14 protein-coding genes, 1 other RNA gene and 1 pseudogene are annotated in these 13,693 nt (G+C 50.1%); 8 read left to right on the top strand and 8 right to left on the bottom strand.

From position 1 onward, the window contains the following. The first annotated feature begins 3 nt into the window (after positions 1–3). The 3 genes and pseudogenes from ACH0VJ_RS08715 to ACH0VJ_RS08705 all read left to right on the top strand — a co-directional run. Positions 4–1,524 carry a FliC/FljB family flagellin gene (locus tag ACH0VJ_RS08715; protein ID WP_000079794.1) on the top strand — a complete coding sequence of 507 codons (1,521 nt, stop codon included), beginning with the start codon at positions 4–6 and terminating at the stop codon, positions 1,522–1,524. A 76-nt stretch (positions 1,525–1,600) separates the two neighbouring features. Next, positions 1,601–2,131, top strand: a complete 531-nt coding sequence (fljA, locus tag ACH0VJ_RS08710; protein WP_023193473.1) for a phase 1 flagellin gene repressor FljA — start codon at positions 1,601–1,603, stop codon at positions 2,129–2,131. Positions 2,132–2,158: 27 nt separating this feature from the next. Continuing rightward, positions 2,159–2,381 (top strand): annotated as a pseudogene (locus ACH0VJ_RS08705) (helix-turn-helix domain-containing protein); the annotation flags it as partial. A gap of 595 nt (positions 2,382–2,976) precedes the next feature. Here the strand turns inward: ACH0VJ_RS08705 and ACH0VJ_RS08700 are convergent. Genes ACH0VJ_RS08700 through ACH0VJ_RS08680 form a run of 5 tightly spaced genes read right to left on the bottom strand, consistent with a single transcriptional unit; the run spans position 2,977 to position 6,680 of the window. After that, entirely contained in the window at positions 2,977–5,310 is a 2,334-nt protein-coding gene (locus tag ACH0VJ_RS08700) for a primase-helicase zinc-binding domain-containing protein (RefSeq protein WP_021000674.1), read from the bottom strand. A gap of 14 nt (positions 5,311–5,324) precedes the next feature. After that, a complete protein-coding gene (locus ACH0VJ_RS08695; protein WP_000743150.1) occupies positions 5,325–5,645 on the bottom strand; it encodes a DUF5375 domain-containing protein in 321 nt (106 codons plus the stop codon). Continuing rightward, the gene (locus ACH0VJ_RS08690; RefSeq protein ID WP_001604623.1) at positions 5,642–5,869 is read right to left on the bottom strand and encodes a hypothetical protein; all 228 of its coding nucleotides are present in this window, start codon (positions 5,867–5,869) and stop codon (positions 5,642–5,644) included. Before ACH0VJ_RS08690 ends, ACH0VJ_RS08695 begins: the two co-directional genes overlap by 4 nt. Then, entirely contained in the window at positions 5,866–6,417 is a 552-nt protein-coding gene (locus tag ACH0VJ_RS08685) for a host cell division inhibitor Icd-like protein (protein ID WP_023196289.1), read from the bottom strand. The genes ACH0VJ_RS08690 and ACH0VJ_RS08685 overlap by 4 nt, the downstream gene beginning before the upstream one ends. Next, a complete protein-coding gene (locus ACH0VJ_RS08680; protein ID WP_001604627.1) occupies positions 6,414–6,680 on the bottom strand; it encodes an AlpA family transcriptional regulator in 267 nt (88 codons plus the stop codon). Before ACH0VJ_RS08680 ends, ACH0VJ_RS08685 begins: the two co-directional genes overlap by 4 nt. A 537-nt stretch (positions 6,681–7,217) precedes the next feature. Between ACH0VJ_RS08680 and ACH0VJ_RS08675 the strand changes: the two genes are divergently transcribed. From ACH0VJ_RS08675 to ACH0VJ_RS08655, 5 genes are all read left to right on the top strand, one after another. Then, positions 7,218–7,955: a hypothetical protein gene (locus ACH0VJ_RS08675; protein ID WP_021000671.1), complete on the top strand. Its 738-nt coding sequence runs from the start codon at positions 7,218–7,220 to the stop codon at positions 7,953–7,955. Beyond that, positions 7,952–8,197: an ogr/Delta-like zinc finger family protein gene (locus ACH0VJ_RS08670; protein ID WP_000984211.1), complete on the top strand. Its 246-nt coding sequence runs from the start codon at positions 7,952–7,954 to the stop codon at positions 8,195–8,197. The genes ACH0VJ_RS08675 and ACH0VJ_RS08670 overlap by 4 nt, the downstream gene beginning before the upstream one ends. Positions 8,198–8,213: 16 nt before the next feature. Next, positions 8,214–8,780 (top strand): phage polarity suppression protein, encoded by a 567-nt coding sequence (locus tag ACH0VJ_RS08665; protein WP_023196288.1) that lies wholly within the window; start codon positions 8,214–8,216, stop codon positions 8,778–8,780. Between the two features lie 407 nt (positions 8,781–9,187). After that, positions 9,188–10,081 (top strand): DUF4747 family protein, encoded by an 894-nt coding sequence (locus tag ACH0VJ_RS08660; RefSeq protein ID WP_023196287.1) that lies wholly within the window; start codon positions 9,188–9,190, stop codon positions 10,079–10,081. After that, the gene (locus ACH0VJ_RS08655) at positions 10,081–10,686 is read left to right on the top strand and encodes a hypothetical protein (RefSeq protein WP_024799064.1); all 606 of its coding nucleotides are present in this window, start codon (positions 10,081–10,083) and stop codon (positions 10,684–10,686) included. Before ACH0VJ_RS08660 ends, ACH0VJ_RS08655 begins: the two co-directional genes overlap by 1 nt. A gap of 30 nt (positions 10,687–10,716) precedes the next feature. On the opposite strand, the gene ACH0VJ_RS08650 is transcribed toward ACH0VJ_RS08655, so the two are convergent. From ACH0VJ_RS08650 to ACH0VJ_RS08640, 3 genes are all read right to left on the bottom strand, one after another. Beyond that, on the bottom strand, positions 10,717–11,910 hold the full coding sequence (locus ACH0VJ_RS08650; protein ID WP_023196286.1) for an integrase domain-containing protein: 1,194 nt from the start codon (positions 11,908–11,910) through the stop codon (positions 10,717–10,719). Positions 11,911–12,094: 184 nt separating this feature from the next. After that, positions 12,095–12,457: a transfer-messenger RNA gene (ssrA, locus tag ACH0VJ_RS08645) on the bottom strand. 71 nt (positions 12,458–12,528) lie between these two features. Then, complete coding sequence (locus tag ACH0VJ_RS08640; RefSeq protein ID WP_072104906.1) at positions 12,529–13,692, bottom strand: HlyD family type I secretion periplasmic adaptor subunit; 1,164 nt, start codon at positions 13,690–13,692, stop codon at positions 12,529–12,531. Between the last annotated feature and the right edge of the window lies 1 nt (position 13,693).

Here is a 13,693-nt window from a genome sequence, read left to right as displayed (position 1 = left end):
TTTATGGCACAAGTAATCAACACTAACAGTCTGTCGCTGCTGACCCAGAATAACCTGAACAAATCCCAGTCCGCACTGGGCACCGCTATCGAGCGTCTGTCTTCTGGTCTGCGTATCAACAGCGCGAAAGACGATGCGGCAGGTCAGGCGATTGCTAACCGTTTTACCGCGAACATCAAAGGTCTGACTCAGGCTTCCCGTAACGCTAACGACGGTATCTCCATTGCGCAGACCACTGAAGGCGCGCTGAACGAAATCAACAACAACCTGCAGCGTGTGCGTGAACTGGCGGTTCAGTCTGCTAACAGCACTAACTCCCAGTCTGACCTCGACTCTATCCAGGCTGAAATTACCCAGCGTCTGAACGAAATCGACCGTGTATCCGGCCAGACTCAGTTCAACGGCGTGAAAGTCCTGGCGCAGGACAACACCCTGACCATCCAGGTTGGTGCCAACGACGGTGAAACTATCGATATCGATCTGAAGCAGATCAACTCTCAGACCCTGGGTCTGGACTCACTGAACGTGCAGAAAGCGTATGATGTGAAAGATACAGCAGTAACAACGAAAGCTTATGCCAATAATGGTACTACACTGGATGTATCGGGTCTTGATGATGCAGCTATTAAAGCGGCTACGGGTGGTACGAATGGTACGGCTTCTGTAACCGGTGGTGCGGTTAAATTTGACGCAGATAATAACAAGTACTTTGTTACTATTGGTGGCTTTACTGGTGCTGATGCCGCCAAAAATGGCGATTATGAAGTTAACGTTGCTACTGACGGTACAGTAACCCTTGCGGCTGGCGCAACTAAAACCACAATGCCTGCTGGTGCGACAACTAAAACAGAAGTACAGGAGTTAAAAGATACACCGGCAGTTGTTTCAGCAGATGCTAAAAATGCCTTAATTGCTGGCGGCGTTGACGCTACCGATGCTAATGGCGCTGAGTTGGTCAAAATGTCTTATACCGATAAAAATGGTAAGACAATTGAAGGCGGTTATGCGCTTAAAGCTGGCGATAAGTATTACGCCGCAGATTACGATGAAGCGACAGGAGCAATTAAAGCTAAAACCACAAGTTATACTGCTGCTGACGGCACTACCAAAACAGCGGCTAACCAACTGGGTGGCGTAGACGGTAAAACCGAAGTCGTTACTATCGACGGTAAAACCTACAATGCCAGCAAAGCCGCTGGTCATGATTTCAAAGCACAACCAGAGCTGGCGGAAGCAGCCGCTAAAACCACCGAAAACCCGCTGCAGAAAATTGATGCCGCGCTGGCGCAGGTGGATGCGCTGCGCTCTGATCTGGGTGCGGTACAAAACCGTTTCAACTCTGCTATCACCAACCTGGGCAATACCGTAAACAACCTGTCTGAAGCGCGTAGCCGTATCGAAGATTCCGACTACGCGACCGAAGTTTCCAACATGTCTCGCGCGCAGATTCTGCAGCAGGCCGGTACTTCCGTTCTGGCGCAGGCTAACCAGGTCCCGCAGAACGTGCTGTCTCTGTTACGTTAATTTATTTCGTTTTATTCAGCCCCGTGAATTCGGGGCTTTTTCATTTAGCATAGATGAATATATATTTAGGGAATGTATGGCTGTAAATGATATTTCCTACGGGCGAGAGGCTGAAATATGGCCGCGGGATTATTCTATGCTTGCTCGTCGAGTTCAATTTCTACGTTTTAATGATATCCCTGTTCGATTGGTGAGTAATAATGCCCGGATAATCATAGGCTACATTGCGAAGTTTAATCCGAGGGGAAATTTGATTCTGGCTTCGGATAAACCTAAAGGAAATAAGCGCATTGAAGTTAAATTAGAGTCTCTGGCAATTCTTGAAGAATTATCAGGTAATGACGCTTTTAATCTTTCGCTGATGCCGACTGACGAATTTAATCTTCAGCAATATACTCCATCGAGAAGAGATTATTTCTCGATTTGCAATAAGTGCTATAAACAGGGAGTCGGTATCAAAATCTATATGAAGTATGGACAGGTTTTGACTGGCAAAACGACAGGCGTAAATGCGTGTCAGGTTGGTGTGAGGACATCCAATGGCAATCATATGCAAGTTATGTTTGACTGGGTGAGCAGGATCACGTCTTCGGACTACGCTGAATAACGCCTACGGTAATAAAAAATTCCGTGAGAAAATATTGCTCCTGGAGGAACAGAGACCATTCGACAGCGCATAGATAGTTTCGCCGCTGCTCGTGCCACTACGGCCAGGACGCTTAAAGCAGCTGACAGAAAAGAATTGATCATTAAAGCTTCGCAAAGAAGGTCTGCTGAATCTTCGCAAATCTATGGATACCGTAGCCCAACATCCTGGCGTCTCACGGGCAACTGCTTATCTTTATGCTCGACAGTCTGACTGCGAGCTTTGCCCCAGCCAGGCAGGACTCTCAGTGAGTGTTCTATTTTCTTTGACTCTCGTATTCCAATTCTTTCAGGAGTTATTGGTGAGACTTTTGGCGTTTTGCCCTGTCACCCATCGCGCAGCCGCTTTACCCACCGCGTCATTTGACTCCAGTGTCCGTAAGGTTCTCTGCAATCCTCACCAGGCGGCAATGGACGTAAAAAAGCCCGCAGAGCTTGTGCTATACGGGCTTAGTAGACTTTACTGAACTTCAGTACATCAATATTGGCTGGCGGAGTCTGAATAATTCACGTAATCATCTGTTATTAGGTGACTTTAACCAATTCAACTTTCATTGGTATACCTAAGCGTATACCAATGGCAATTTGTTGCAGCGCTTCCTGCGGTTAAGTGAACCTGTTTTTGGATAGATCACATCAAGAAAAAAACTTTTTTTTAGAAAAACTGTTCACACTATTCACTAGGTATTTTTATTTTTAATATTCAGTGGCTTAATCGGTGAATGGTCGGTGAACAGTGAACACTTTACTGTTCACTTTTGCCGTTTTGCAGGTAAAAAAAAGACCGGCGATGCCGGTCAGGGAAGGTTATTTCGCTATGGGGTCATCGCATTTTGGTAGCCAGTCGGCGTTGCTTTCCTCTCTGAGTGTGAGATTGGTCTGTATGCCCTGATTTTTACGGCGCTTTTCATAACTCAGCCCGTACTCTTTCAGCATGGCTGGCAGTCCTTTACCGAACATGGTAAGGCTGAGTGTATTCCTGTAGCCGTGGGCTTCCATGTACGCCAGATAGGCATGATACAAATACAGACGCGGCTGACGCGGGATGATGTTAGCATTGCCAATATACATACCGTCAGGATCCGGCAGTGCCTCCAGATAGCCACAAAAATCAAATGCCGGGTCGGCGTCGCGCTTGATGCTGAGCGCCTCGTCGGAATTCTGCTGTGACTGGAGCAGGGTGCGGGCGGTCATCGGGTCGCTGAACTTCTGCATTAGCTGGCGCACAATCACGGCCAGCTCGCGGGCGATTTTGTTCTTGAGCTGCGGGTCGCGTTCCTCCGGGGCAATCTGTTCCGGGAAATGCAGGATCACCCGGCGCCGTGAGACGCCGCCGCTGCGGTCAGTAAAGCGCATCGGGTTATTGTTCACGGCCAGAATCACCGCCGGAATATGGGTGGAATATGCATCCTTGTATTTCGGGTCTACCGAGACCGCATCCCCGCCGGTGATGGCCTTGAGTCCTGCCCCGTCACCGCTCCATTTTTCCTGGTCAGGCAGACGAATCAGCGAGAAGCCAATCAGCGCAGCACGTTCACGTGGTGATTCCAGCGTTTCGATGGTAGCCGACGTGGCGTTATCTTCCCCGGCAAGCATGGTCGCAATTTCGGCCAGAATACTTTTTCCGCTCCCGCCGGGGCCGGTGACTTCGAGAAAGAGCTGCCAGTCGTAACGGTTCGCCAGAACCATAAACAGCGCGGCCAGAATCACATCGCGTTTTTCCGGTTTGCCACCGGCAGCGCGGTCAAGCCAGCGCCAGAAATGAGGGGCGTGGGTTTCCAGCGTTTCGCCCTCCACCGGCGGGGTGAAATCAACATCACATAGCGTGCGCAGCCAGTGTGATTTATGGTGCGGGCTGAATGTGCCGGTGGCGGTATCGAGTACGCCGTTGCGAAAGCCAATCAGACGGCGCGCAGGGGCGTCCTGCTGCGGAATAATCAGTTTCAGGGTCTCCACCACTGAGGCAATTTTCCCCGACGAGAACGGGGCGCGCAGACGCTGAAACAACCCGGCCACGTCGCGGGCAAAATCCGACGGGGGAATGATTTTCCATATTCCGGCCTCATATCGGGACAGGAGCTGGCCGTTCGCATCCACGGCCAGCGCTTCGCCGTAATGTTCATGCACCCGCATTGCCTTTTCACTGGTGCTCATGGCGGTAAATTCCGCTTCGCTCATGGTAGTGAAAGGGCTGTCAGCCGGAGGCCGGATGGCGTCATAAATCGCTTTCCGCGTGGCCTCCTCGCCTTTCTGCATAAACGCATCATTCCAGTCACCGAACACCGGCGGCAGGGCGACAATGCCCTCGCAGGCGTCTGCGGCCGCAGCGGCTTTACTCTGGCCGTTGCCGTTAAGGTCACGGTCGGCGGCGAGGACAATCTGACAGGCCGGGTGTTTCTGACGGGCAAGGCTCGCCAGAGAAAGAAGGTTCACGGACGACAGTGCCACCATGACGGTTTCCCCGGTCAGGTGATGCACGGTGAGCGCGGTCGCATAGCCCTCCGCAATCCACAGGCGTTTTCCTGCCTGTTTTTTCCCTTCGATGACATGACATGCCCCTTTAACCTGACCGCCCTTCAGGGTGCGTTTGAGACCCTCAGAATTGATGAGCTGAAGGTTTACCAGCGCGCCGGTATTGTCATACAGCGGGACAACCACATCCCCGGCGCGGAACGTCACGCCGCCGGTTTTATGCACAGCCGTGAGCGTCAGACATTCCAGCGCTGGGAAACCCTTGCGGGTGAGGTAGGCGTTGCCGGTGGCCGGTCGGGTTTTATCCATAAGCCTGACGGCCAGCGCGGCCGCCGCTTTGCGGTCAGCCTCCGTTTCTGCTTCTGCGGCCGCAATCACTTCCGGGGCAACCGGCGGCAGATTGCCGGTCACGGCGTTCACCTTCCCGGCGGCCTCAGAGGCTGATACACCGAACACCTTCTCGACCAGTTTCAGTCCGTCACCCGCGCCGCACTGGTTACAGAACCACGTGCCGCGCCCCTCTTTATCGTCAAAGCGAAAGCGGTCAGAGCCACCGCACACCGGGCAGGACTGATGGCGGTTTTTAATCACCTTCACACCCAGCGCAGGGAGAATGTGCGGCCAGTGGCCGCACGCCTGTTTTACCGTTTCTGTTACGTTCATTTTCATGGTTATTTTCTCCCTCAGTGCAGTACCGGTGCGGTGATATGACGGGCGCAGAGTTCATCCATTACGGCCAGCCCGAGAAAGGACAGCGACGGCGCGGCCTTGAGTGGTCCGGCTTCCATTAAATCCTCCAGCAGTGCACAGGCAATCTGGCGGCCTTTTTCCTCGCCGTGCTGGCGCAGGTAGAATCCCTCCAGCTCGGCGGCAATGGCGCTTTCCAGTGTGTCGAGGGTGAGTTGCGGGTAGCGGTGCTGACGTTCGCACAGGGTCAGCCAGGCACAGGCCACGGCGCGACGATACAGCGCGGCGCGTAATACGGGCGGTAATGGCTTTTTCATACGTTGCCCTCCCCGGTCAGCCACTGCTGATTGCAGCGTTCGACCACACCGTCGAGCTGGGCGGTCATGAGGTAAATCACGGAGGTGAGCTGTAACTGCTGCTCAGGGTCACGACGAACGGTGGCGCAGTCCTGCACCTGCATCAGATCGCCGACGAGCTGGCCGACATTGCGCATATGCTCCAGACATTCGAGGTCACGGGCGGTAATGGTGGTGTGTCTCATGCTCGCACCTCCGCAACCGGCAGACGGCCAGCGAATGAGAGGACGTAATCGCGAATGAGGGAAAGGCGTGCGGTGTGCTCATCACCGGCAACGGTGCGAAGCATACAGATACGGGGTTTACGGTCTGCGCGACGGACGGCGGCAAACACAAAGACAAACTGCGGGTGTGACGGGGTGAGGGTCGTAGCCATAGGGGCAACCTCCTTGAAGTAGCGGTAAATGCCACCACCGGAGTTCCTACGCTCATGGGTGGTGACCCGAACGGGGGTAGGAATACCGGCCTTCAAGGAAACCGGCCAGCCCGAAGGCTGCCCCGCCCGGACCACCATTATCTGACAGGGGCTAAGGTATAAGCACCACAGCCCGAAAAATGGGTGTGCCTGAGCAACGACATAAAAAAAGACGCATGGCGCGTCTGGTGTCGCCTTGAAGTAACTCGGGTTCCTACGCCCGGCTGCCGATTTTGCGACAGCGGGAAAACTATACATGGAAACGATGAAAAGAAGCAAGCCAGAAAAAGGGGCTGTTTGCTGGACGGTCATCATCATGCGTCATAACCCCGGTTGCGTTCGGCGATGCGATCCGCCATCCATGCGGTGATTTCAGACTGCGCCCACGCCACGTTTTTACCACCGAGGGAGATTTGTTTCGGGAAGGCTTCCCGGCTGATGAGGTCGTAAATGGTCGAGCGGGACAGGCCGCATAAATGCATCACTTCGGGCAGACGGATAAAGCGCTCGTGAACGGTATCAGAAACCTGCATCAACGGCGCGGCAGGGGCGGAAGACGGGGAAGAAAAAGCGGTGTGCATCGGGCTACCTCACAAAGTCCATACAGTGCCGGTCGTGTCCGTCCGGCTTCGGGTAGCTCCTTATTATGTCTATATTTTTCCTCAGGTCATGTGAGATTTTCGTGGAAACAAACATTGACTTTTCGCTATGGCAAACAAAGGCAAACGCTGGCAAACAGATGCAAATCACTGCATTACAATGCAGCAATTTCTATTTCCTTTAGTTATATATTTTCGATTTTTAATCAAAATAAAGTCTAAATGGTATCGGCAGATAAAAACAGAAGGGTGAACAGTAGTGAACAGTCGGTGAACAGTTACACCCTCAACTGTTCACCATTTATCTGACTGTATTACTTATCTTTTTCTTTTCAGTGAACAGTAGTGAATAGTTATAAGTAAAAAAACAAACAGTGAGTAAGGTTTTCCTGAGACCTTTCTCTGGCCAGCCGGGTTTTAAGGTCTGTTTGTGCCATTTTTGCCACAACGGCAATGAATCGTGTTGTTGTGTCTGGCGCGGCAGAATCTCCTCAGATTGAAACGAAGAGGAGACCCGACATGACTCAGACCGCTGTTATTCCCGACTACCTTAAACCTGCAATGGAACGCCTTGAGACTGCCCGCTCGGCGCATCTCGCCAATGCCAGCCGTATGGATGAAACCACGACGGTCATCAGCCAGGTGCAAACGCAAAAAAATGAACTGGAGCAGGAAAACGGCAATGATTCCGGCGCATGGCGCGCCGCCTTTCGTGCCGGTGGTGCTGTCATTACCGACGAGCTGAAACAACGCCATCTGGCGCACGTGGCACGGCGGGAACTGGCGCAGGAATGTGACAGCATGAACGAGGTACTGTCTTTTGAGCTGGACAGGCTCAAAGGAGCCTGTGACCGCACGGCCAGAGCATACCGTCAGGCACATCACGGCGTCCTCAGTCAGTATGCAGAGCATGAACTTGATGCAGCCCTGCGTGAAAGCTGCGGTGCCCTCATCAGAGCAATGAAACTCAACATACTGGTTCTGAATAATCCGCTTGCTAATACGACCGGGCATCAGGGATATACCGAACCGGAAAAAGTTGTAATGCAGCAGGTGAAAGCGTGGCTTGAACAGGCCGTGAAGGACTGCAATATCCGTCTGACCGATGAACCGGTGCTGTTTAAAACAGGGCTGTCGGCTTCCACACTGCCGCATATGGAGCATGATGTTGCGACCACGCCCGGCCAGCGAAAAGTCTGGCAGGAAAAAATGCGTGAACGTGAAGCCAACCTTAAAGCACGGGGGTTACTGTCATGATGCGCTGTCCTTTCTGCCGCACAGCGGCACACGTTCGCACCAGCCGCTATATGTCTGAGAGCGTCAAAGAGAGTTACCTGCAGTGCCAGAATGTGCACTGCTCGGCGACATTCAAAACGCATGAGTCCATCTTTGAAGTGATACGTTCGCCGGTCGTCGATGAGAAACCCGCGCCGGTGCCGACAGCCCCCGTGGCACCCCGTCGGGTAAAAGGCTGCTACAGCTCGCCGTTCCGCCATTAATCAGGAGAGACAACCCGTGACCACTCTGACCTTACAGCAGGCCTGTGACGCCTGTCAGACGAACAAAACCGCGTGGCTTAACCGTAAAACCGAACTGGCCGCCGCAATGCAGGAATATCAGGAATTATTGCTGGATGACAATGTATCAGGCTCCCGCAGATTACAGATGCTGCGTGACCTGATTGACGTAAAAAAATGGGAAGTTAATCAGGCCGCCGGTCGCTACATCTTCTCGCATGAGGAGGTGCAGCGCATCAGCATCCGTAACCGGCTGCATGATTTTATGCAGCAGAACGGCGCAGAGCTGGCCGCCGCACTGGCACCGGAGCTGATGGGGATTAAAAACCAGCCCGCGATGATAAAAAATCGCGCGCTTGACCGTTCAGTCTCTTACCTGAGAGAAGCTCTTTCCGTCTGGCTGACCGCTGGAGATGAAATTAATTATTCTGCACAGGATAAAGATATTTTAACGGCCATCGGATACAGGCCTGACGCGCCTTCGGGGGATGATAATCGTGAAAAATTCACCCCTGCACAGAACATGATTTACACCCGTCGACGCGCCGGACTGGCCGCGCAGTAGCCTGTCAAAAAATCCCCGTAAATCCCGCTATTTTTAACGAAATAAGCCATGCATCCATAAGGTGCATGGTTTTGCATGCGTTTTCTCGCTCCGGCATGCCAGACCAGCGCCAGTCGTGGCGCGGCCTGAGACCATCTTTGCACCTGCATTAAAAGCGACCCATTAAGCGGGCAGGCGGGGCGGGGAGAGCATTGCGCGCTGCTCTTGGATGTTGTTTTTTTAATTTTTACGAATCTGGTAGTGGAATTAATGAGCATTATCCGTGGGGGAAATAATATTCCCATTTTGAATAATGATTTATATTTTTATTTCCTTTGGCTATTAGATGGTGTGCGTTAAGACATAGTTTTTCCTAAGCCTTTCATGTATATATGATTCTTTCACGAAATAAGGGAACAAAGATAAAAATGGCAAGGGCAAAAAAATTAACTTACGGGGCTGTGAATATAACCATGCACCCCCACTCGCCAGAAAAGTATGTCGAGTTATTCAGGATGGCAAGAAAAAATGCGAGCAATGTTAATTTAAGAGGAGACTCATTCGCAACTTTATCATATTTTTACCCTTATAAGAAAGGTCAGGTAATTAGTGAACCTTTTGAGGGGGAAATTCTAAAGTATACAGATATTGACGTTAATGGCGATTGGTTCGATATCGTAAAGAAAGATATAGCTTCAGATGAGGAAAAGGAAAGAATAAATATACCTGATAATTTAAAACCAAATGTAGCTAGATTCTCATTTGTTTTTCTACCCGCAAGTCATCTTTTAGTTTACGAAATGCAGGACAAGAGCCGGCATCTTACATCAAGACAAATAGAAAGCTTTCTGAATGGGATATTTTCTCATGAGAGAATTATAGAGAAATTTGGAAAGGTTAATGTTACAATATTGACTGAGCCAGATAGTGTAGAACGTATGCTTTCTTTAAAAGGTATTACGTGTATAAATATGGTCACTCGACGTCCTAATCCGGATGATCTCGCTTCTGCAGAAAGTGTTATGCAAAAGCGCTTCAAGCGTATTGGGGTTATTGAAGAGGATAAAACATATAAGTCTGAGCGAGGTCAGGAAATTAAACCTGATGGTGAGTTAAAACAGGATGCTCTTATTGCTTCGAGAAATGGTGAAGTTAGTATACGCAGGATTAATGAGGCGGGATTAGTAGAGGTTCATGCCTCAAGTGACGTACCACTTCAAAGGGTTGAACCATATGATTCTGACGTAACATCGGTTTCTGAGCTATTGTTATTAAGGGCAAAATCATTAGCAGATGAATTTAAGAGGCTTCTGAGAAAGTAATGAGTGAAGAAAAAGAATCAACCAGTGCATTGGCTAGATACTGGAAAATCTATGGTGGCGCTGGGGCTGTGTTTAAAAGTCGCTATTTTTGGTGTGCTTTTTTAATGACAGTGATTCTTTATCCATCTTGGTCTCATCAGGGGTGGTGGAATGATATCCTGTCATTGATGCCGAACCTTCTGGGCTTTTCATTAGGTGGTTTTGCTATGTGGATAGCTATTGGTGATGAGGCCTTTAAAAAAATAATAACTGGTGATGAAAAAAGTGAAAGTGGAGAAGTAGAATATTCTCCTTATATGTCAGTCAATGCAACTTTTGTCCATTTTATATTGTTGCAATTACTAACTATTATTACGGCCTTGGTTACCAAGGCCTATAGTAGTATTCTCATAAATAATGCTTTTATGTATTATTATTTAGGTGTTTTCTATAAGTATGCTTTATTAACTTTTAGTTTTTTTGCTTACTTTATATTTGTTTACTCAGTGTTCTCTGCATTAGCAGCTGTTCTTGCTATATTTCGTGTTTCAAGTTGGTATAATACCTTTATGACTTTTCAAAATAAACAGGATGCTGATAATTCGAAAGATAATGCAGGGAAATAAAAGCTCATAAGAATGAGCTTTTATTTTTTTTCAGTTTTTATTATAAACTTTTTCACCCCACCATTCCATCATGCCTATTCTTTGCTTTAAATAGATAGAGCGGTTATATGCTCTTCTTACCTCATTTTTATCTGTATGAGCTAATGCCGCTTCTATCACATCTGCATTAAATCCCGCTTCATTCAATGTAGTACTTGCAATAGATCGTAAACCGTGTGCAACTAATTTTCCTCCATATCCTATACGCTTCAAAGCTGCATTAGCTGTTTGGCTATTCATGGATTGTTTTGGATCATTCCTACTGGGAAAAACATGTTCACGGTGAGCGCTGATTGGTTTCATCACTTCGAGAATCTCTAATGCCTGAGTTGAGAGAGGAACTATGTGCTCACGTTTCGCCTTCATCCGTTCGGCTGGAATTGTCCAAAGCTTTGCATCGAGATCGATTTCTGCCCAACGAGCACCGGAGGCCTCAGAAGGGCGCACAAGCGTCAGGAGTTGCCATTCAATTAAACAGCGAGTCGAAACAGAGAGATTTGACATCACCAAAGAACGCATGAGTTTTGGTAACTCTTCTGGCCGAAGCGTCGGCATGTTTTGTTTTTTGGGCTTCTCAAAGGCCATCCCAACACCTGATGCTGGATTAGCATCAATAAGACCAGTGTTTACGGCATAAATCATTATCTCGTTAATGCGCTGAACCAGTCGACGTACAGTCTCAAGCGCCCCACGAGCTTTGATTGGCTCAAGAGCTTCAACCAGTGTCCGGGCTTTGATTTGCTGAACGGGGATCTCACCGATGGCAGGGAATACATCTTTCTCCAGTGAGCGCCAAATGTCTTTTGCGTAATCAGGGGTAACGCTTTTGCTTTTGAGCTGGAACCAGTTAGCGGCGACCGTTGAAAAAATACTGTCCAGTGCTATTTGCTGCTGTTCCTCTGCAACTTCAGTTTGAATTTGCGGGTCGATTCCGTTGGCTAATAAGGCAAGGTAATCCGCTCTTAATCCTCGGGCATCAGCAAGCGATAGGGCGGGGAAGGCACCGAGCCCCATCATTGTCCGCTGCTTTGTTACCGGACGTTGATAGCGAAAGCGCCAGAGCTTTTTGCCACTAGTTTTCACTATCAGGAAAAGCCCGTCGCCATCGTGCAGCGTTAGATCCTTCTCTAACGCCTTAGCGCGCAGAACTTCGGTGTTGGTAAGGGGGCGTGTTGTCCGTGCCACTGTGGCCGCTCCTTCATGAATTGGTATACGTTTTTAGGTATACATCCTACCGTATACCTAAACGTATACCAATAATCACCGGATTTAGCCGGATGTTCTCGGACAACGTCAGACACAAAAAAGCCCGCAGGGCTTCTGCCATGCGGGCTTTCTGTACTTCACCGGACGTATCCGGATCATCATTTGGTGGAGCTGGCGGGAGTTGAACCCGCGTCCGAAATTCCTACATCCTCGGTACTACATGCTTAGTCAGTCTTTACATTCGCCTGGCACCTGCGGACGGACACGCCACTACCAGACTAGCCTGATTCGTTTTAACGCTTCAACCCCAGGCAGGGCATCCGCGCGATCTCTTTTGGGTTTGACCTCTCTTGATCCCCGTCCTAAGAGCGGAGGCTAGGGAGAGAGGGCTCTAAGCAGGTTATTAAGCTGCTAAAGCGTAGTTTTCGTCGTTTGCGACTATTTTTTTGCGGCTTTTTACGAGGCCAACCGCCCCTCGGCATGCACCTTGGGTTTCGCAAATCCCGTCGAATCCAGAATCAGCCCCAATGTGTAAGGTAAGTATAACAGACTTGTGACACGCGTGACCAGCCCCCGTATCTTCTTATCTTCAACGATTTACCGCTCGCGCAGCGCTTCTTTCGCGCGATTAAACGGTTTGATTAAATAGTCGACAATGGTTTTTTCACCGGTTTTGATATCTACCGTGGCGATCATGCCTGGAACAATCGAAAAACGGCGTCCTGATTTATTTTGTAGATAGTCCTGGTGGGTGCGGATAAATACGCGATAGTAGAAAATTTCCGGTTTCACTTTATCCTGAATGGTATCCGGTGAAATGGTCTCCACCACGCCGTCAAGCCCGCCGTAAATGGCGTAATCGTAAGCAGTAATTTTAACCAATGCGCGTTGGCCGGGATGAATAAAGGCGATATCACGCGGCGAAAGGCGGGTTTCAATCAGCAGACGATCGTCTACCGGCACTATCTCCATCATCTCGCCGTTAGGCGGGATCACGCCGCCAATCGTCGTGACCTGGATATTTTTAACAATGCCGCGTACCGGCGAACGCACGGTAAGGCGGGTGACGGAATCCTCGCGTCCTTTTAAAATGGCGGAGAGCATATCGACCTCAGCGTTCGCTTTCGATAACGCTTCGCGTGCCTGCACATAATATTGTGAGCGCAGATCGGTAATTTTTAAGCCTAAATCGCTTTTTTGTCGTTGCAGGCGTAGCACTTCAACATGACTGGCCGCGCCGCTTTTCTCCAGCCGCTGGGTAATGGTCAGCTCTTTATTAACCGACGCCAGCGCATCCCGTAGCTCGGCTTCGGTATCGGCCAGTTGCGCGCGGCGGCTTTTATAGAGACGCGTCTCTGCGGCAATCAGATCCGGCCAGCCGTTCAGCTCAGCGGGGAAGGCGAGAGGTAAGTCGTTGACTTCCGCGGTTAACCGTGCGCTGGAGGCGAGTGAAGCGCGATATTTTGCCGCACTTTCACCAACATTGGACGCCAGACGCGTCGGATCAAGCCGGGCGACAATCTGGTTAGCCTGAACTCTGTCGCCTTCCCGCACCGTCAACTGCGCCAGAATGCCGCCATCCAGCGACTGCAGAACCTGTTCGCGTGAACTGGGGATCACTTTCCCGTTGCCGGTGGAAACCTCATCCAGTCGGCCAAACCACGCCCAGATGCCGAGAATGAGAAATAACAGTGAGCAGATCAGAACAATACGACCCGCGCCGGAAAACGCCCGTTCACGCTGAATATCGGGATCGTCCATC

The sequence above is a fragment of the Salmonella sp. 2020_1459 genome (genome assembly GCF_043847915.1).
Taxonomy (GTDB): domain Bacteria; phylum Pseudomonadota; class Gammaproteobacteria; order Enterobacterales; family Enterobacteriaceae; genus Salmonella; species Salmonella enterica.
Note: the sequence above shows the minus strand (reverse complement) of the source record. Positions and strands in the feature narration are given on the sequence as shown.